The 19,042-nt window shown below is 53.9% G+C and carries 15 protein-coding genes; 9 read left to right on the plus strand and 6 right to left on the minus strand.

Annotation, left to right across the window (positions count from 1 at the left end; translation table 11 throughout):
• The first annotated feature begins 395 nt into the window (after nt 1-395).
• The 6 genes from Q0K10_RS13255 (at nt 396) to Q0K10_RS13280 (ending at nt 4,863) form a co-directional block, all read left to right on the plus strand.
• A complete protein-coding gene (locus tag Q0K10_RS13255) occupies nt 396-1,265 on the plus strand; it encodes a hypothetical protein (RefSeq protein ID WP_294507873.1) in 870 nt (289 codons plus the stop codon).
• A 347-nt stretch (nt 1,266-1,612) separates the two neighbouring features.
• Nucleotides 1,613-2,473, plus strand: a complete 861-nt coding sequence (locus Q0K10_RS13260; RefSeq protein ID WP_294507875.1) for an ankyrin repeat domain-containing protein — start codon at nt 1,613-1,615, stop codon at nt 2,471-2,473.
• A gap of 81 nt (nt 2,474-2,554) precedes the next feature.
• Nucleotides 2,555-2,848: an RHS repeat domain-containing protein gene (locus Q0K10_RS13265; RefSeq protein ID WP_294507917.1), complete on the plus strand. Its 294-nt coding sequence runs from the start codon at nt 2,555-2,557 to the stop codon at nt 2,846-2,848.
• Nucleotides 2,849-2,890: 42 nt separating this feature from the next.
• The gene (locus tag Q0K10_RS13270) at nt 2,891-3,376 is read left to right on the plus strand and encodes a transposase (RefSeq protein ID WP_294507878.1); all 486 of its coding nucleotides are present in this window, start codon (nt 2,891-2,893) and stop codon (nt 3,374-3,376) included.
• 11 nt (nt 3,377-3,387) lie between these two features.
• A complete protein-coding gene (locus Q0K10_RS13275; protein WP_294507880.1) occupies nt 3,388-3,672 on the plus strand; it encodes a DDE-type integrase/transposase/recombinase in 285 nt (94 codons plus the stop codon).
• A gap of 573 nt (nt 3,673-4,245) precedes the next feature.
• On the plus strand, nt 4,246-4,863 hold the full coding sequence (locus Q0K10_RS13280; RefSeq protein WP_294507882.1) for a hypothetical protein: 618 nt from the start codon (nt 4,246-4,248) through the stop codon (nt 4,861-4,863).
• Between the two features lie 677 nt (nt 4,864-5,540).
• Here Q0K10_RS13280 and Q0K10_RS13285 read toward each other — a convergent pair.
• The gene (locus Q0K10_RS13285; protein WP_294507884.1) at nt 5,541-7,100 is read right to left on the minus strand and encodes an ATP-binding protein; all 1,560 of its coding nucleotides are present in this window, start codon (nt 7,098-7,100) and stop codon (nt 5,541-5,543) included.
• Nucleotides 7,101-7,175: 75 nt separating this feature from the next.
• On the opposite strand from Q0K10_RS13285, the gene Q0K10_RS13290 reads away from it, so the two are divergent.
• On the plus strand, nt 7,176-7,373 hold the full coding sequence (locus tag Q0K10_RS13290) for a hypothetical protein (RefSeq protein WP_294507885.1): 198 nt from the start codon (nt 7,176-7,178) through the stop codon (nt 7,371-7,373).
• A gap of 148 nt (nt 7,374-7,521) precedes the next feature.
• Here the strand turns inward: Q0K10_RS13290 and Q0K10_RS13295 are convergent, their stop codons facing one another.
• The 5 genes from Q0K10_RS13295 to Q0K10_RS13315 all read right to left on the minus strand — a co-directional run bounded on the left by Q0K10_RS13295 (nt 7,522) and on the right by Q0K10_RS13315 (nt 15,735).
• Complete coding sequence (locus Q0K10_RS13295) at nt 7,522-8,235, minus strand: hypothetical protein (RefSeq protein WP_294507887.1); 714 nt, start codon at nt 8,233-8,235, stop codon at nt 7,522-7,524.
• A 68-nt stretch (nt 8,236-8,303) separates the two neighbouring features.
• Nucleotides 8,304-10,187, minus strand: a complete 1,884-nt coding sequence (locus Q0K10_RS13300; protein WP_294507889.1) for a DUF5696 domain-containing protein — start codon at nt 10,185-10,187, stop codon at nt 8,304-8,306.
• A 33-nt stretch (nt 10,188-10,220) separates the two neighbouring features.
• Nucleotides 10,221-13,964, minus strand: coding sequence for a beta-galactosidase (locus tag Q0K10_RS13305; RefSeq protein WP_294507891.1), 3,744 nt, complete (start codon nt 13,962-13,964; stop codon nt 10,221-10,223).
• 14 nt (nt 13,965-13,978) lie between these two features.
• The gene (locus Q0K10_RS13310) at nt 13,979-14,668 is read right to left on the minus strand and encodes a type II secretion system protein (protein ID WP_294507893.1); all 690 of its coding nucleotides are present in this window, start codon (nt 14,666-14,668) and stop codon (nt 13,979-13,981) included.
• Nucleotides 14,669-14,682: 14 nt separating this feature from the next.
• The gene (locus Q0K10_RS13315; protein WP_294507895.1) at nt 14,683-15,735 is read right to left on the minus strand and encodes a LacI family DNA-binding transcriptional regulator; all 1,053 of its coding nucleotides are present in this window, start codon (nt 15,733-15,735) and stop codon (nt 14,683-14,685) included.
• 267 nt (nt 15,736-16,002) lie between these two features.
• On the opposite strand from Q0K10_RS13315, the gene Q0K10_RS13320 reads away from it, so the two are divergent.
• Together Q0K10_RS13320 and wbaP are read left to right on the plus strand one after the other, a co-directional pair.
• Complete coding sequence (locus Q0K10_RS13320; RefSeq protein WP_294507898.1) at nt 16,003-17,613, plus strand: glycosyltransferase family 39 protein; 1,611 nt, start codon at nt 16,003-16,005, stop codon at nt 17,611-17,613.
• Nucleotides 17,613-19,028 carry an undecaprenyl-phosphate galactose phosphotransferase WbaP gene (wbaP, locus tag Q0K10_RS13325; RefSeq protein ID WP_294507900.1) on the plus strand — a complete coding sequence of 472 codons (1,416 nt, stop codon included), beginning with the start codon at nt 17,613-17,615 and terminating at the stop codon, nt 19,026-19,028. Before Q0K10_RS13320 ends, wbaP begins: the two co-directional genes overlap by 1 nt.
• Nucleotides 19,029-19,042 lie beyond the last annotated feature (14 nt).

Here is a 19,042-nt window from a genome sequence, read left to right on the forward strand (position 1 = left end):
TTTTTTTTGACTGGTAATATATCATGCTTTTATGATTTTTCTCGCAGAACTTGCTTTTAAGTCCGACAGGCTGCTAGGAATATATTGTATATTTTCAATAATTACTTGGAGGGATACAAAAAATTGGATTCCTACATTATTAATTGGAATTATTGGTGGTAGCGGAGTAATATGGCAAATGGTAGGAAGTCAAGTTCTGCTGAGTTTTGGAGGTATGGGAATACTCAGTTGAAAGATATGTAAACTCCCCCGATCCCAGCAAACCTTTTAAGGAACTTTTCTTCATGCTGTTAAAACATTACGAGACGATTGCCATGAAGCATAAATTTCCTGTGCTAAGCTGCGGGAAAATGGTTTGAAGAGGGGGACCGCGGGGGAAACCACGGGCTGTCACGATGGAAGATGATGTCATTTTACAGCTTCTGAAACAACAACAGCTGCATGGGAATCGCCATCGGCTGCGCGCGGTTTCTGCGGTTCATGCACAACATCCGGAATATTCCACAAGACGTTTTCAGGAACTGGCCAATGAATTGCGGTTCAAACTCCTGCGTGGAGAAAGAAAGTCCATGCTCTCGGTCGAATACTGCGAAGCGCATCTGATCTGGAGCATGGACATTTTTGAGCAGGTGCATCGCGGTGTGCGCTTTCACGTGCTTCAGGTGATCGACCTCGGCAGCAGAGTGAAACTTGAGCCGGCCGTCAAACCCGGAGCATTTACCGGTGAGGAGGTGGCCGAACATCTCAACTACTTGATGCACAAACACGAAGCACCACTCTTCCTGAAGCGGGACAATGGATCGAATTTGAATTCCGGCGAAGTACTTTCGATTTTGAAAATGTTTGCAGTGATTCCCTTTAACAGTCCCCCGGGATTTCCGCAGTTCAACGGGGTGATGGAACGAAGCCAGGGGGAAATCAAACGTTATTTGCGTGCGATCCTGAAAGACCGGGAGGAACTGGACTCATTCGCCGTGGCGGTACATTTGTCTGTCGAACGAGCCAATCGGCGCAGGCGTACAGTGCTGGCGGGGAAGAGCGCCCAAGAACGCTGGGAAGAGGAGTTTTCGCATTTCTCCAGGTGGGAACGGGAAAGCATTTATCTGGAAATCAAACGTCTGGCGGAATGGATTCTGGAGACATTTCCCCGGAAAAAACGACTGAGGAAAGACGCGGGCGCGCACGCCTGGAGAATCGCCATACAGCGTTATCTGGAAAGCAAAGAATACATCAGACTTTTTCGTGACGGAAGGGATTTGCATTAATCGGCGGCTTATTCCCGCGTTCACTCCGTCCTCCGGACGGTTCCGGCGCTTCCGGATCGCCTTTCCTTGAAAGCCGATCCTCCAGCGTCGGTCAATTTGATTCATGATTCAGAAATTCTGATTTGCAATCAGAATTTTCCATGCTATCTTACTCTTATTGACAGAATATGATGCATTGTTGCATCATATTGACTGTCAATTTATTAACATGGAGAAAAGTGTCACCTGTTTTTTACTGAAAAACAGAACCATTTATTCCCGCACATGACAGTATGAAAAATTGTTCTAAAAAATAATTTTTAGCTAAATATGTTACTAGATATTTATTAATAGTTTCAGGAGTGATTATGCGGTTTTATTACGTATTTTTATTGATTCTCGGAATTGTTATGACAGGATTTGAATCTATCTCTGGAGATCTACAAAAAAAAGAGCTTAATGAGTTATTATACAAGGCATTTAGAAATCATAACACAAAACAAATGTTGGCTTATATGCAAGCAGGGGCAGATATTAATGCTAAATCCACAGCCTTGTCATTAACACTACTTGAATTTGCTGTAGCGCAAGATGATACACCCATGGTAAAATTCCTTTTGACGCATGGAGCAAATGCGGAAATTATCGGTCCCAATGGGCGGAACTTATTATCTTATGCACGAAATAGAGATATTGCGTCTCTATTATTAATACATGGAGCCTCCCTGACACAAAATGATGACAACGGAAATACTCCTATGCACTGGGGCGGAATGTATTCCGCTGAATTAATAGACTTTTTTTTAGAACATGGTGGACATATTAATGCTCGAAACGCCCTAGGGCAAACACTTCTTCATCGAGTTTGCCTCAGAAAACCAGATTCTCAAAATCTGAAAATAATTACAACATTGATTAACAAAGGAACAAAATTGAACATTCGCGATTCAGCGGGCGCAACTCCGTTATTATATGCCTCTATGCGTGATTCCGAAAAAAGACTTAAATTGCTTATGGACTCTGGTGCTCAAATTGATTCCGTTGACAAAGAAGGTAATTCAGCCTTACATTATGCCGCTTCTGCTGGAGCAAAAAAGAATATTACATTTTTGATTAATCACGGTTTAAATATACATATAAAAAACCAAAGGGGAGAAACTTACTTGGATCTCATGAATAAAAATAGTCCAATGTCAAAAACTGCCCCATCATCCTCTGTGCCCCAATAAATCAAAGGATAAACATTTTCTAATCAATAAATTAGCCAGACGGTCACCAATCCGGATGGGACGAAGCAGGTCATCAATACGCTGAATGGCAGGACGACGAGCGTGCAGCAGATCAACGCCGACGGCACCAGCGGCAATCTGGTTTCCTATACTTACGATGAGTTCAACCGAGTTGTTCAGATGCTGGAAACGGTCGGAGAAACCACTGTTAACACTACAACGATGACTTATAACGCCAATGGGGCGGTGTTAACGCAGACAGTCAACGGCCAGACGACCAGCTTCGAATATGACAATATGGGTCGTCGGACGAAAGTCACAGCACCGGGTGGTGTTTGTGCTAAGCTGCGGGAAAATGGTTTGAAGAGTTTGTAAAAACGGGTAACACTTTTCTCTGAACAAGGAGGAGGGTGTGAAATGAAAGCTGCACCGGAAACTGGGCCGAATCGGAGTGGAACCCGTTATTCGGCGGCCGACAAGCTCAAGGCTGTGAAACTTTATTTTGAAGAAGGTTATCAGGCCAAAGACATCGCGCGGGAACTCGGAATCGGGAAAAGTTCCCTCGGCAAATGGATCCGCGAATGCCGTGAGAAAGGTTCTGGCGCTTTCACGTCTCCGCCGGAGAAAAGTGCTGCGGCAGCGGAAAAATCCGATCCGGCCCGGGAGTTTGTCCGCGCGCAAATTCTCGAACACAAAGCCGCACATCCGGATCATGGCGTCAAACGGATCACTCAGATCTTCCGCCGTTTTCTCGGTCTGCCGGTCAAAACTCATGAAGTTCGCGCTGTTTTGCAGGCGCACCCGTCATCGTCAACGGCGACAACGTCCCGTACCAGGCGTCCTACCGCTCCGATGCGGTTCTTTGAACGGCGTTCTCCCATGAACTCTGGCACACCGACGTGATGTATTTCATCATGCCGAACCACGAAAAAGTCTTTGTCATCGGCTATCTGGATGATTATTCGCGTTATGTGGTCGCCCTGGATCTGTTCCATCGCCAGACGGTTGGAAATACCATTGATCTGTTGAAAAAAGCGTGCGGTGACTACACGTTCCCGAAAGAAATCCTGACCGACGGCGGCCGTCAGTTCGTCAGCTGGACCGGGAACAACCAGTTCGGAACCTATCTGCGCAACCACCAGATCAAGCATACGGTCTGCCGCACCCACCATCCGCAGACCAATGGAAAAATGGATTGATTCTGGCGAAGTCCATGTCCGCAAACCGTTTATGATGGTTGGCTCGTCGAGGATTCCAGTGTGTCGATTCAGGAGAAAAAGAGACAATTCGCAGTGTTGGCGGGAAAAAGCGCATGGGAACGCCGGAAAGAGAAGTTTCCGCACTGTTATCCGGAAGCAAAGAATACATCAGACTTTTTCGTGACGGCAGCGAATTGCATTAATCGGAGGCTTATTCCCGCGTTCACTCCGTCCTCCGGACGGTTCCGGCGCTTCCGGATCGCCTTTCCTTGAAAGCCGATCCTACAGCGTCGGTCAATTTGATTTATGACTCAGAAATTCTGATTTGCAATCAGAATTTTCCATGCTATCTTACTCTTATTGACAGAATATGATGCAATGTTGCATCATATTGACTGTCAATTTATTAACATGGAGAAAAGTGTCACCTGTTTTTTACTGAAAAACAGAACCATTTATTCCCGCACATGACAGAATTGCGGTGAAAGTGATATATGATCCTAAAAAAGGAAGAATCGTATCTGGATATCCCACGAATACTCCAAGAAATCCGAAATGATAAAGGAATGTAAAATGACAGACGAAAAATTAGAATCAGCAGAATTAATTGAAAGCAAACTACTTAATATTATAGCGGAGATTGCGCCGCAAAAAGGCTTGGTGGTAAATCAACCAGGTTATATGACATTTGAAGAAAGAGTTGCTGAAATTGAAGAATTCGCGACACACTCAGAACCAAGCTTAGCTTATAATGAATTGATTAGCTTATTTGAAGAAGGAAATTTTACGCTGTCTGCAACAAACTCTCTTGCTTTTGTTTGGATAGGGATTGTTTTAAAATGCGGAGCAAATTATGATGGATCAATTTCTTTATTTGAAACGCTAAAGGGACCTAAAACGTCACGCGAAGAATTACTTGAAAGCAAACTACTTAATATTATAGCGGAGATTGCGCCACAAAAAGGCTTGGTGGTAAATCAACCAGGTTATATGACATTTGAAGAAAGAGTTGCAGAAATTGAAGAATTCGCGACACACTCAGAAATAAGCTTAGCTTATATTGACGTGATTGGCTTACTTGAAGAAGGAAATTTTACGCTGTCTGCAACAAACTCTCTTGCTTTAGTTTGGATAGGGATTGTTATAATGTGCGAAGCAAATTGTGATGGATCAATTTTTGTAGATATATAATTGTGTGTGCAGTCGTTTGAAAGAAGTTAATGGATTTTATGATTATGATGAATATACTAGGTTTTGTCATATGATCGAAGGTTTTGTTACGAACAAGTTGCTAGTTGAAGTTCCTGTTGATCCTGATTACCATGAAGGAATGATTTATGGAGGACGATGGTTTTGCTGTTGTGAGTGTGGTAAGATTTGGCGACTAATTCCTCCAGATTACCCATTCAAAGGTTTATGGGAACCAGTTGTGGCTGCGCAGTGAAATCCGCCGGAAATTGGTATGCGCCCAACGAGCCTCATGGAGAGGGGAAATCAAGGAAATTTTTTTCGAAAGGGAAATGGCCACAAAATGAATGCCGTTAGACGACGATAACCGCCTGACTGCAGGTAGTGTTCGAAATTTTGCGCACATTTGTTTCTGAGCGATTACAGATGACAAACGTGACTTGGCGAAGCCGAAGCAACCGACCTGAGAGCTCCGGAGGAGCAGGTCGGTTGCGAAGGCGGAGCCTCCCGTCTTTTTACCTTATACCGCCTTCGTAAAGAAATCTGCATTTTTTGAGTGCTTCTACATAATACCGCTCTTAAAAAAAAAAGGGGGGCATTACAAACCCTGGGCCTCATGCGATATGTCGGAATTCTTAGGAGACAGATTCACATTCCGGCACGTTTTCAGGAAACAGGGATTATAAGCTGACTTCTTCCTGTTTCCAGTCGTCAAGCTGGCGGGTTTCCATGTTGAGGTTTGCGCCGATCAGGATGATCCGTTTTCCGGAGTGCTGATATTTCCGGAAATACTCTTTCTCTTTGATCTGATCCAGGGCGCACTCCGCGTTCCGGTTGATTTTGAACTCGAAAAGGTAGACCCATTCGCCGCACATGGCAACGGCATCGATCCGACCGTCGTTCGTACGGGATTCCGCCTCGATGTAAACGCCGAGCATCAGAAACAGCAGAAAGAAAATCGTTTGATAATACTTCTCGTTGCTGAGCTGGATGTCATACGGGATCGCGGCCAGAAAGGTTTTGAAATCCTTCATAATCCCCTCCGTATTGCCGCTGCGGACATGCCGTGCCAGACCGACCGCTATCCCCTCGAGTTCATCCTTGGTGATGGAGGTATAGGCATTCAGCAGATAGGTGTCGAATGCCGAACGAACCTCGAAATTCGGAAAATCGAGATGGTAAAAGGTCGCGCCGAAATCCACAAAGGAACTTTTGATGGTCAGATAACCGGTTTGGAGCAGAAGCGCCAGAGGCTCGATCCGATCAACCTCATAAGCGGCGAAGGCAATCCCGGAGACCGGACGGGTCAACGCATCTTCAAAGTCGAAGTTCTTCTTTTTAATAAGTTCCAGCAGAAACGACGGGGTTCCGGTGGAAAACCAGTAATTTTTGAATTCACCATTGTCCGTAAAAAATGAGGCCAGAGAAACCGGATTGTAGACCGTCTCTTTTTGCGCGTGAAACCGGTAGCCGTTATACCAGTTTTTGATCTCCCTGAGGTAGGCTTCGTGCGGAAGCTGCTGCCGGGCTTCCGCCGCGGAAATCCATTCCGCGAAGTTGGTTTCAAATTCCCGCTGCGTGTACCCGAGCATGGTTGCGTAATCCGCATTCATCGTAATGTCGGTCAGGTTGTTGAGATCGGAAAACAACGAAACGTGGCAGAATTTCGAGACCCCTGTCACAAAGACGAAATGCTCCTGCTGTTCACAGGTTTTGATGGTGGAATAAAATCCCTTCAATACGAACAGCATTTCCTTCAGCTCAGGATTCCCGATATTGTTCAGGATCGGCTTGTCATATTCATCAACAAGAATGACCACGGAGTCCTGAGTCGCAAGTTCTCTGATCAAAGAAGCAAAGCGGGTTGTGATTGACTCTCCCTGAAGAGACGTTCCCGTCTTTTCTGAATATTCGGTCAACTTGTCGTTTAAAAAAGCCTCCAGTTCCTCGGCGTTTTTCGCATTGCAATTTCCCATATCCAGATGGATGACGGGGTATTTTTTCCAGTTGTAGGGCTTGTTGTAAATCGCCAGCCCCTTGAAGAGTTCTTTCTTTCCGGAAAAAACGGCTTCCAGCGTGGAAACGGTCAGCGACTTCCCGAAGCGGCGCGGTCTTGACATGAAATACATGGCGGGGGCGGAATCGATGAGCCGCCAGATGTACTCCGTTTTATCCACATAGAGGAAGTTGTTTTCGATCAACTTCTCAAATGTATAAATGCTGCTCGTCAATTTCTGCATGATTCATCGCTCCCTGTCAAGACATGTGTTAATGTACTGCCGAAAAGAATTGATTTCAAATGGATGATTGACAAAATGAGTGATCTTCAGAATGCTGCGATGCAGATTCCGGTAAGCAGTATGGCGGTGAATGTTCCGATGAGCAGAAAAAACAGCATGTCATGTGTGGGAGTAAATGGTTCTGTTTTCAGCAAAAAAACAGGTGACACTTTTCTCCATGTCAATAAGAGTAAGATAGCATGGAAAATTCTGATTGCAAATCAGAATTTCTGAATCATAAATCAAATTGACCGGCGCTCCGGAGGACGGAGTGAACGCGGGAATCATGTAATGCACCGATTCGGCCCAGTTTCCGGTGCAGCTTTCATTTCACACCTTCCTCCTTGTTCAAAGAAAAGTGTTACCCGTTTTTACAAACTCTTCAAACCATTTTGGTTGGAGTGGTCGACGAAGCTTGCAACAATGGACTCCGGCGCGGGGATCGGCGATCCGGGCAGTTTTTCCGATGACACAGCTGACAGGTTGTAAAATCGTGTTCGGCCGCAAAAAGAACCCCTGAAGAGCTCTTGCATGGCACCATCAGCAGAGAGTCGGTCAGCTCCACGCCGATCGACTCCGTCACCCGTCCTTCGAGAAGGCGTTCGAAGAGCGGAATTTGTTCTTCCAGCGGCCAGACGTCGGCGTCTCCGGAACCGGGCGCCATTCCGGCGAGTTTCGGAATGCGGTATCGGCGGCTGATTTCCCCGCGCAGATATGCGAGCGCCCGGCGCAGGAGAGCGAGGCGCAGCTCCTCGAGCCAGAATCGTTCCAGAGGATCGAGCGACTCCTCCAGAACGGCGGTTTCCGTTCCGCAGGTTGCGCAGTACACAAAGAGGCGGCGGCGCTCCCCGAGCTGCCGGACCATGACCCGGCTTTTCAGGGGAACTCCTTCCGCTACAACGGTATCTTCCGTGACCGCGTCCACGGAACACTCCCGGAAGAGCGCTTTGGGGCGGGCGAGGGCCGTGACATTGTCGATGAGATTTTTCCAGGCGCGGGAGATTTCCGCATCATCTTCGGTCAGATGAAGTTTTGCGGAAAGTTCCCCGGAATCGAACTGGAACGGAATCGCATCCAGAACAATGATTTCACTCATGCGCCACCTCTTTTTCTCTCACTCTCTGTTAAAATACACCGGGTCGACGCAGAGTCAAGGGCGGCAGATTACCGCGGAACGGAAATCAATTCCCCGTTTCGGATGATCCGCAGCGACGGGCTGTCGCCATGATCCAGTTCAAACCGGTGACCGCTGTCGTATTCGAGGACGGTTCGAGTTCCGTCCGACGTCCAGGAGCGGACAAATGCGGTCTGGATCTCGCGGCACAGTTCAAAATTGATCCGGTAGAACTCGAGGATCGAGTCGATCGATTTCCGGAAATTCCCGCCGTTGCACAGAGGACGCATGGAGACTTCCATCGAGGGACGCGCACCGGTCGCGAGTTCTTCCAGCAGTCCCCGCCGTCGTTCCCCGGCCGTTTCCCCATAGGTGTGCACCCAGCCTGCCTGGTGGACCAGAAGGCCGTGCACGGCGATCTGGTAAAATGGAACAACTTCTCCTCGAAGAGCTTGCGGCGATTCCGGGAGCTGCGGTTTCAGCCGTTCGTACTGGCGACGCCCCGGGATGCAGGAGGCTTCATCCGCAAAAGGAAGCATATAGGACGGAACGAATTCAGTCGATACCGAACCGAACAGCTCCCTCGGCAGCAGGGCAATGCGGGCAAGCGACAGCGCAAAAGTCCGTTCGTCCGCCGGATGCGCCGGATGCGTGCAGCAAAACAGTCCGGCCGCCTGCGCATCAAGATAATAACTGCCGCGGAATCCGAGACGGTGAATGCGACGGAATTCACCACCGAACCGGTTCAATACAACGGTCGGGCAGATCTTGTAGGACAACCCGCCCGCCCATACGCCCGCCGGCTGCCGCTCGCCACCTTCGTCGAGCATGACCAGTTCCGGATCGTAGTCGGGGGAGGCGAGATAGACGTCCGTTACGTTGTCGTGCGGGACAATCTGGTATCCGAGCTCCAGCGCCCGTTCGATCAGAGCCCTGAGCCCCGTCTCGCCGCCCGCTTCGCTGTTGACCGGAAAGCGCGTCGGATAGGCGCCGTCATGGCCGCCGAGGTTCCAGCCGACCAGAGTGATGACAGCCCGGCGGATTCCGGAGTCATACATCGCCTGGAGAATCTCTCCCGCCTCGGAGAACGTGGTACAGTTCACATAAGTTCCCGAACCGTCCGATTCGAATGGACGCTTCTGCCCGAGAAAAATCTTAACGCGCATGGCGTGTACCGCATAATCGAGCACCGGATTGCGTCCGATGCGCTCCCGCAGCGGCACGATGCCCCGTTTCTCCACGAGGTGACGGCGATAGGCGAACGCCATCCGGTCAACTCGCCCGGTCGGCTCGAGAAAGAGCAAATGCAGCTGTTTGATCTCCTGCGGAATCACATCCCGCGGCTGGTGTCGGAGAGCGAAAGTCGCGCAGAGACGGTTTCTTCCGCCGAGATTGAATTCCGAATCAACCCATGCCCGAAATCCGCCTTCGCCGACGATTCCGAGAACGTCCGCGGCGCCGGAGAACATGCCGAACGCATCGCACTGGCCGAACTTCTCCCAGTTGGCGCGCTCCATGAAGATCCGGTCGCGGTTGCGCGAGGGAGACTGGCCGCGAAACGGAACTCTCATCCCGGAGAAGAGGGGCAGCAGATAAGCTCCGTCATCCGTCTCCCGGGATGCCATCAGATCCGGAAAGGCCGAGAGTTCCATCAGCCGCCACATGTCGCTCGCACTTTCGACAATGCGCCCTGCTTCGATCGTGAGTTTCAATTCGTCCGGTTCCAGTTCCAGCCGGACCGGAACGAGAATTCCGGACGAGTCGCTGTACAGGAGAAGTTCCGCCCGGTTTTCGCTCCGGGCGACGATCGAAACCCGGAAATCCGCCACCGGAAACAACCGTTTTTCCGAACGGTTGTAGAGTTTGCCGGCGAGCAGCGTTTCATACGGTTGAACTCCAAGCGGGGTCACAACCCCCGTATCAGTCAGGTACATGATCTCCTCATCTTTCCGCGCCGTTTGTTTGTTTCATTGCCGGGTCAGGCGGTAGACCCGGGTCTGGCAGAGCCGGAACGGCGTGGCAAGCCCCGAAGCGATCTCTTCGGCGGAACGGACCGACGCGGGAATTCCCGGCGCAGTCAGTTCCTCGATCCGCCAGCTGCCGGATTCGAGTCCCCGGATGTGCCACTTCGCAGTGAGTTCCGGCTGCTTCGCGAGCTCTTCGCGGTCGAGCTTCGGTGCATGCGGCCGGAAGCTGTCGGGAAGCCGGTGTACGATTGCGTAATGCACGCCGTTTTTGACCAGGTGATTGACCATCACACTCGGCGTATCGGTTCCGGCGGCGCGACGGCTTCCCGCCCAGCGGGCGACATCGCCGAGGAATCCCGGCACCCGTGCCCACTCCGGATGACCCGCGACGAACAGAACTTCGCCTTTCCCGAACTTCCAGTGCAGCACGGCGGGGGAGCCGTCCGCGGTTTTCCCCCAGACGTCGACTCCGCCGGGCGCTTCCACGGGAGCCGGGTTGTTGACCGGCAGTTTCTTCAGTGTGGTGAAGGGTTCCCCGGTGAGAGCGATCTCGGCGGTCTGCGGCCGCAGTTCGGAAAATCCGCTGTTGCCGTTTTCGGTTTCAACACGGCTTTTCGGCGCAGGATCTTCCCCCTTCCAGCCGAGGCGGCGGAGCAGGCCGAACTCCTGACCGGGTTCCTCCACAATCCACCGTCCGGAGTCGGGGAAGAGCAGCACCTTGCCGCCGTCGTGCACGAAATCGCGAATCATGTCCGCGGTCGATTGCGGCAGAACCTGGCCGCCGGAAGCGGGGACGACCAGCAGTTTCCGATCGTTCAGAATGGTCGACGGGGCGTTCTCCGAGAACCAGTCCGGCCAGAGCTGATCGCGGTAGAGCGCCGCGGCGAGCCGTGTCACGAAATCGTCCTGACGCATCGTGAAGAAACTGCGTTCGAGATACTGCATCGTGCTCCAGGCCGTGACGACCGCGATGTCGGCCGGTTCGGCGGGGACGGCGTCACGCAGTTCGCGCCAGAGCGGTCGCCAGAGTTTCTGAAACTCCTCAAGGCCGGCGTTGCGGTCGGGGGTCCACGCTCCGGTGCGGATCGTGTCTCGCCAGTAGTAGTTCCAATGAAGTCCGTCCCCGCCCGCGGCGGTGATCTGGAAGGTCGCCTGCTCAAGCTCCGCCGGAACCGGCGTCATCAGATGAACCTCCTGCGGAAAACTGTATCCGGTGTCCGAGACCGAACGACGGCCGTAGACCTGCATCTGGTAGTAGAGCGCGCAGCCGCCGGAGTGGCGTCTCCAGCGATCCTCCCGCGCCGACTTTGCCAGTCGCGGCGAAGCGAAGTCCAGCCCGAAATAGCAGACGATCGAACGGCGGTCGTCGAGAGCCCGGATCGGTTTGACCACGTAATTGATCATGTAATCCTCCAGCGCCGTGCGGCGGAATTCCACCCAGCTCCGCCAGGTCACCGAGAGGTCGGGACGCGTGAAATCGTTGCTGGAACGCGGGATTCCGGGGACTTTATCGCCGTACTTCTTGTGAAACGCCTCCAGCGCCGTCGAGGAGAAGTCGACCTGTTTCCCGAGCCACGGGCGGTCGAGGTTCGTCCAGTCCAGCGAGCCGGGCAGACCCCAGATGTGATATCCCGCGATGCCCGGATTGTTCCGGTAACGGGTAACCGCGACCTCGGTGAAGCGGCGGATCGCATCGAGCATCCCTGGCGTCTGGATCGCCGGAATGCGCCCGACTTTGTTGCTGCGCCAGATGTCGGCACGGCCGTAGCCGTCAAGCTGCGGGTTGAAGTCGAGCCACGCCGGAGCCTCGTAGCGCAGTTCGAGGATCGCGCGGCCGCCCTGCCGGATCACCTCATCGAAAGCCTGATCGACAAGCGTGAAGTCGTAAACCCCCGGCCGCGGCTCGATCCAGTTCCAGTCGAGACGGATGCGGAAGAGCTCGAATCCCGCCTTGCGCCCGTCCGCCACCCAGGAGCGGATCCGTTTAAGGTGATCCGGCTCATCGGGATGGTTTTCGTAGACCGCCCAGGTGAAGTAGTTTTTTCCGGGACCGAAGAGGTCGGCCTCCGACGGAATCTCGCCTTTCCCCTGCCGGGTCAGGGGCTCGGCGGGAAGGACGCCCTGCACGCCGAGCTCAAGCTCCTTGCGGTCGATTTCGAGGTCGCCGTTTTTCAGCATGGCCGTGAAACGGTAGACTCCCGGTTGCGAGGGAGCTTTCCATTCCGTGTTTTCTCCGGTAATTGTTCCGGAGGTGATGACTTTGCCATCCGGACCGGCGATCTGCCAGAGTTTTTCGCCTGGGCGGTTTTTCCAGTCGGGGAAGGGGATAAACAATGTCTCTCCCGGTTTCACGGTCGACTCAAAACGTGGATATGGCGGTTGTTTCGAGGTCGAGGCGACCACGAAAAGCGGCATCCGGACCTGTTTCAGAACAGCGCCTTGTTCGGCCTTGCCGTTCGGAATGACGTTTTCGCCGTTGATGACGAGTTCAACATTGTCGAACTCGGCGTCGCCGGGTTTCATCGCCATCAAATAGATGTAGACCTGATCGGTTTCCGGAGGGAGCGTGACCGGAACTTCCTGTGTCTGCCATTCTCCGGGATTTTTGAACCGCAGCGGGATCGACGGGCCGATCGAATTGCGGTCACGTCCCAGCGGAACCACCCATGCTTCCGGAGAGCCGTTGCCGCGCGCGCTGACTTTGAACGTGCCGGAGCCCGGCTGCGGAATCCGATGCGTCAGGCGCCATCCGGCGTAACCCTGTCCGGATTTCTTGCGCCCGAGAAAACTGCGGGAGTTGTCGACTCCGGAACCCTGTCCCCACAGGGCCTCTCCCTCGGCCCGCCACACAAGCCGGTTCCAGTTGGAAGGACCGGCACTGCTCAGATCCTGCGGAACGAGACTCGCGGTCACCGTGTAGCTCCCCACCGGAAGATTTCCAAGATCGATTTTCTGTTCACGCGCCCGGTAGTCGCCGGGGGCGAAATCCAGAATCGCCTCACCGCTGCGGAGCGCCGGGCCCTCTTCGCCGCGCACAAGTTCCCAGTTCAGTTTGACTGCGCCGTCATCCATATTCAGCCAGTCGACCGGCAGATAGGGCGAGACGCCGCTCTGGATCAGCGTGGTGGTCATCCAGTACCGTTCGCCGGGGAGATTCAGCGCCCAGTGATCGGTCTCGCTGCCGAGACGGTAGGCGTCGCTGCGGATCTCGTCGAAGAGCCAGCACCCCTCGGCATCCGCAGGCGCATCCACCCGGATCCCGACGAATTTAAGAGGTTTGACCGGCAGCGGGCTGCCCGGTTTGTCCGCTTTGCCGACCTGCGGGTGCATTCGACCCATCTCGTTGGCATCGAAGGCATAGGTGTCGATGTAACGCCAGTTGCGCGCCCATTTTTCCAGTTCCGGAAGCGGATAGGTGAAGCGGGTCCCTTCCTTGTCGAGGAAGACCAGCGAGAGCTTGTTCCGATCCATCGGAGATTTGACGAAGAGCTTGAGCCCCGCGCGCTGCGCCTCCGGTTCGACCGGAACCGGCTCTTTGAGATTCAGTTCAAGAACAGAGGGCTTGTCCGATTTCTTCCACTCCAGCTGAAGCAGCCCGTCGGGACGGAATGACGCCGTGACCGGGGAGGGGGCTTTCACCTCCCATTCAGCCTCTGTACGAAAGTCGGCGACGGAACGAACCGGAGAAGCGGCAAGCACCCCCGTAAGCAGCATCGCGGAACAGAACAGCGAAGTTTTCAGCATTTTTCAAAAACCTTTCAATAACTTTTCCCGAGGGGAACATTTACCATCTCCGTATCCGGATTGTGTCCCCTGGAGAAGTAACCGAAATCCATGCGTCCGGTCTCGGTGTGACCATCGTAGAAGAGAACATTCCCCTTGTCCATATGGTTCAACCCGAAGCTGTAATGACGGGCGTGCCCGAGCTGGTAGTAGTTTTCGAATGAATCATGGGTTGTGACGAACTGCGAGGGGCTGCGATCGGCTTTCTGATCGCTGTTGTCCGGATTTTCCGTCACGACGGCGAAATGTCCTCCCGCATATTTCCAGTAGGCATCGTCATTCGAGCCGCCTTTGCGGTATCCGCGTTTGCCGTAAGTTCTTTCGCGATGACCGGCCACAAAGGGAAAAGCCGACGGGCAGACGCCGATATGACTCCGATTTTCAACCCACTGAGGCAGATAGCCGAGATTGCCCATGCTGGAAACCCAGTAACTGTTCGCCGAACCGTCCGGATTTTTCGTCGCGAGCTTCGGGCCGTACAGCCAGCCGTCGTAATCGTTGATGTACTGTGCGTCGGCCAGACCGATCTGCTTGAGCTGATTGAGGCAGGTCGTCTGTTTTGCCCGGTTCCTGGCCTGGTTCAGCGCGGGCAGCAGCATCGAGGCGAGAATCGCGATGATCGCAATCACGACGAGCAGCTCGATCAATGTGAAATAACGTTTCATTCCGGGTCCTCCTGTCAGGTTGTTTTATCTTTGACGGAATCGTGAACGGCGATGGTTCCATTGATCATGCGGAACGTCGGCTCCTCCACGGAAATCCCGTGTTCCACAAGGTCGATGATCCACTCTGCGGCGGCACTCCCCATGCCGCGCATCGGAATCTCATAGCTGGTGAGCCTGGGGCGCAGAAAAAGATTCGCAAGATGGTCGAAGCCGATGACGCTGATGTCCTCCGGAATCCGCAGATTCCGATGTTCCGCCGCCTCGTAGAGACCCGCGGCCATCCAGTCATTCGCGGCGATGACGGCGGTCGGAGGCTCCGGCAGCCGCAGCAGGGTGTCGAGCATGCCGCTCATATCGGGGAACGTCTTTTCCGGCTCCCGCGGATCGGAAACCGGAGAGAAACATTGCACCAGTTCCGGATCGAACGCGTTGCGGGCGCGCAAAAATACCTCGTATCCGTGGAGCCGCGCCAGAAACATCCGGTGATGGTTGTCCCGCGACACAAAAGCAATTCTCCGGTGGCCTCTCTCCCAGAGATAGCGGCACACTTCCTCGCCGGCCCGCTGATTGTCGGTCGAAACCTGAGCGATCGGCAGCTCCCGTTCCAGCATGGACAGTCCGATGACCGGGATTTTTCCGGAAAGATCGTTCAGCACAGGCGGAATTTCGTTGACGGCCTTGACGATCACCCCGTCCACTTTTCCCTCGCGCACACAGCGCGGAATTTCATCCGCCGCGCACGAGTGTTCCAGAAGCACATGGCATCCGCGGCGGGCGCAGACCTCCTCAATTCCGGTGAGATAATTGACGTATACCGAGTTGCTGCTCCACTCGTTGCCCATTTCCACCATCCACAATCCGATGTTCCCCGTCCGGAGCCGGGAATCGCCCCGCCGCCCCGCAAGCAGTTGAGCAACCGAATTTTTCCGATAACCCAGAACCCGGATCGCCTCACGCACCGCGTCGATCCGTTCCGGAGCGATATTCTCATAGCCGTTGATGACCCGGCTTACGGTTCCAACCGACACTCCGGCTCTTCTGGCGACATCCTTGATGCTGCAGGACATGAACTCTTCTCTCTTCGTTGAACGATCATTGAAACGCATTCAATTTATATTAATTATACCGGAAAGCCGATGATTTGTCAAGAGCTGGACGGATTAATTCTGAAGTTTTTTCGGCTGAATCGACGGAGCCGACGGCATCCGGAATCGGAATTTTTGCGGTTCGGAGTGGAAAAAAAACGGAATTATCGGCGTTTCACTGTTGTATTTGAGCCTCATGCTGGATACATTATAGTTGAATTTCCGGGAAGAAGGACGCACAGGGACAAAATGGGATCTAAATTCAAAACGCAGCTCGTCGCCTGGTCTCGGCGGCCATGGTTCTATTTTCTGCTGGCCCTGATGCTGGCACTGCCGCTGGTGTTTCTGACGACGGTGCCTCCGGTCGATGTCGCCTCCCGGTATGTGCCGATGGCGACGGCGTTCGCCGATGGAAATTGGGCGTACGCGTTTCATCCGCGTGTACCCGTGTTGTTCCCGGTTCTCGGCGGAGGGTTTGTTTTTCTCACGGGATGCGACGGATTTCTCGGAGTCAAACTCGCTTCGACACTGCTGTTCGCGCTGGCCGTATTTCCGTTGTTCGCGCTGTTTTTACGGATTCTTTCCCGCAAATACGCTGTCTGGGGGGTGATCTTTTATCTGTTCTGCCATCTGCTGCTGCAATACGCGGGGGAAGGGGTCCGGGATAACGGAAAAACGCTCTCGATCGCGCTGGCGGCCTGGGCGTTGCTCTCCCTCTGGGACTCCCGGGATGTTCGCTGGTATCTTCTGCTCGGCGCCGCGGTCGGTCTGGGATTCCTGTTCCGCACCGAGCTGCTGGTGGTGGGCGGGTGCCTGCTGCTGACCGCCGCGGTCCGGGAGTGCTGGAAAAGACGGATCCCCTGGCGAAGCTGCCTCGGCGGCGTTGTCGTGTTGCTGATGTTGACGCCTGTGACTGCCGTGAACCGGCATTTTACCGGGTATCCCGTTCCGGATGTCCGCCTGGCCTTGTGGCTCCAGGCGCGGGATGCGCAGATTGCCGCACCCCGCGCTTCCGTTGAGGAGAAGGCTGTAACGTCGGCTGCCGTTCCCGGCCGGACGGATTCTCGAAATCGCACTCATTCGAGGCTCATGGAGAGCGGGGCGCCGCCCGTGGTGCAGAGAAACCTTGATGCGGGGGAGTATCTCGGGGATCTTTTCCGGGGATTCTACCCTCCGTTTCTGCTGCCGGTTCTGCTGGGAATCGCATGGAGGGTCTCCCGTCGCTGCTGGAGCTCGAAAGAGACGCTGCTGGTCTGCATCGTGATCGGAAACGCTCTGGTGACCGCCCTTTTGATCATTCTCGGAGAACGTTACTGGTACATATCGCGGAGATATCTGCTGCCGGTTGCGCCGCTGCTGTTCGGTTGGAGCGGGTATTTCGCCGTATCCCTCTGGGATTTCTGCAGGGAGCGGTGGCCGAAGTGGTTCCCGGTCGGCACGGGAGTGCTGATTTTCGTCGTCTGCGGGGGGATTCTTTACGGCGCGGCCCTGAGTCCGATGATTCGCAACTTCACATCAAAGAAGCGTCATGCCCGCAATCGTGCGATTTTCACCTGCGCGGAGATACTGCGGCGCGACTATCGCGGGGAGAGTTCGGGGGAGCGGACGTTTCTGCTGCAGGAGTACCGCTCCTGCCGGCGTCCGTTCGTGATGGTTCCCGACCGGCTGGAGGTCGCGCCGATGCTCGCCGGCGGCAGCAGAATTTATGACAGGCGTCTGGCGGATTATCTCATCCTCGGTGCCGGCGAGCGGCCTTCTTCGCGGCAATGGCGGGAAGTCGGCGAGGTTCGCGGTTACCGGGACGAACGTTATGTGATCTGGGGAAATGAGCGCGTTTCCTCCAACGCGGGGGGGATGTGATGCGGTCGGCGCGAATTCGGATTCTGGTTTTGATGGTGGCGGATGTGCTCTGCTTCACGCTTCTGCCGATCGTCGCGTTCTGGTTCATGGATGTTTTCGTGTGTGACATCGCGATTTCCTGGCGTTCCTATCGCTGGATGTGGCCGTTCATCCTGGTGTTTCTGGGGTGCAACGTGTTTATCCGGCTTTATCACGGGGATGTCGCCTATCCCGGGGCGGCGCTCGGAGCCGTGGAGGAGTTGCGCAGGATTTTCTTTTCGTCCGCGCTGACTTATCTGCTGCTGTTCGCCTATTTGGCGCTTTCCCACCGGACGCAGGGGATTTCCCGGACGGCGCTGATCTCCAGCTGGCTTCTGACCTTTCTGTTTCTGCCGATATTCCGCTGGTGGGCGCGCTGTCTGATGAAGCGTTTCCGGTTCGGGCAGATCAACGTGCTGATTGCGGGCGCCGGCGTCACCGGGAAAATGGTCGCCCAGGAATTGCTGCGTGATAAATATTTCGGATTCAATATCGTCGGTTTTCTTGACGATTCTCCCGCGCTGCGGGGAAAGTGTCCGGTGGAGAATGTGCCGGTGGTCGGCTCGCTGCGTTCGGCGCGGATGGCCGCCCGCAAATACAATACGGATTATATGATCTCCTGCATTCCGATCACGCTGGTGACGGAGATGCTTGAAAATTATTCAAAGTATTACAAGCATGTGATGATTATTCCCGACAACCGGGTTTTCCCGATCTCCTGGGCGTATCCGATTTATTTGTCTGGATTCAGCGGCATGGAGATCCGCAATCAGCTGCTTTTGCCGATGCCGCGCATGATGAAGGGACTGCTGGAACTTGTCGTTTCGGTGGGGGCGTTTGTGACACTGCTGCCGTTGTTTCTGATTCTCGCACTTCTGGTGAAGCTGACCAGTCGCGGACCGATTTTTTATCGGGCCAGGCGACTCGGGGTGAATCACCGGATGATCCGGGTTCTGAAATTCCGCACGATGTATGTCGACGCGGATCAGCGACTTGAGACGCTTCTTGCGGAAGATCCGGAAATGGAACGCCAGTGGCGCGAAAAGTTCAAGCTCGAAAATGATCCGCGGGTGACGCCGCTCGGAAGGTTCCTGCGCAAAACCAGCCTCGACGAGCTGCCGCAGTTCTGGAACGTTCTGACCGGAGAGATGGCGGTCATCGGTCCGCGTCCGATCGTGGAGGCCGAGGTGAAATATTACGGCGACCGCTATGCGCTGCTCAGCCGGGTCAAGCCCGGCATCACCGGTCTGTGGCAGGTTTCGGGCCGCAGCGAGCTCGATTATCCTCAGCGGGTGAACCTCGACATCAGTTATATCATGAACTGGTCGATCTGGATGGATTACTACATCTTTCTCAAGACGGTCAAGGAGGTTCTGCTCTGCCGCGGTGCGCGTTGAGCGGCGGGAAGGGG

The sequence above is a fragment of the uncultured Victivallis sp. genome, from assembly GCF_944391105.1.
Taxonomy (GTDB): Bacteria; Verrucomicrobiota; Lentisphaeria; order Victivallales; family Victivallaceae; genus Victivallis.

Bases quoted from the DNA above. Each gene is read 5' to 3' on its own strand.
- Q0K10_RS13280 (WP_294507882.1), top strand. From the start codon at position 4,246: ATGACAGACGAAAAATTAGAATCAGCAGAATTAATTGAAAGCAAACTA.
- Q0K10_RS13290 (WP_294507885.1), top strand. From the start codon at position 7,176: ATGAGTGATCTTCAGAATGCTGCGATGCAGATTCCGGTAAGCAGTATG.
- Q0K10_RS13315 (WP_294507895.1), bottom strand. From the start codon at position 15,735: ATGTCCTGCAGCATCAAGGATGTCGCCAGAAGAGCCGGAGTGTCGGTT.
- Q0K10_RS13260 (WP_294507875.1), top strand. From the start codon at position 1,613: ATGCGGTTTTATTACGTATTTTTATTGATTCTCGGAATTGTTATGACA.
- Q0K10_RS13310 (WP_294507893.1), bottom strand. From the start codon at position 14,668: ATGAAACGTTATTTCACATTGATCGAGCTGCTCGTCGTGATTGCGATC.
- Q0K10_RS13270 (WP_294507878.1), top strand. From the start codon at position 2,891: ATGAAAGCTGCACCGGAAACTGGGCCGAATCGGAGTGGAACCCGTTAT.
- Q0K10_RS13255 (WP_294507873.1), top strand. From the start codon at position 396: ATGGAAGATGATGTCATTTTACAGCTTCTGAAACAACAACAGCTGCAT.
- Q0K10_RS13305 (WP_294507891.1), bottom strand. From the start codon at position 13,964: ATGCTGAAAACTTCGCTGTTCTGTTCCGCGATGCTGCTTACGGGGGTG.
- Q0K10_RS13275 (WP_294507880.1), top strand. From the start codon at position 3,388: ATGCCGAACCACGAAAAAGTCTTTGTCATCGGCTATCTGGATGATTAT.
- Q0K10_RS13285 (WP_294507884.1), bottom strand. From the start codon at position 7,100: ATGCAGAAATTGACGAGCAGCATTTATACATTTGAGAAGTTGATCGAA.
- wbaP (WP_294507900.1), top strand. From the start codon at position 17,613: ATGCGGTCGGCGCGAATTCGGATTCTGGTTTTGATGGTGGCGGATGTG.
- Q0K10_RS13320 (WP_294507898.1), top strand. From the start codon at position 16,003: ATGGGATCTAAATTCAAAACGCAGCTCGTCGCCTGGTCTCGGCGGCCA.
- Q0K10_RS13295 (WP_294507887.1), bottom strand. From the start codon at position 8,235: ATGAGTGAAATCATTGTTCTGGATGCGATTCCGTTCCAGTTCGATTCC.
- Q0K10_RS13300 (WP_294507889.1), bottom strand. From the start codon at position 10,187: ATGTACCTGACTGATACGGGGGTTGTGACCCCGCTTGGAGTTCAACCG.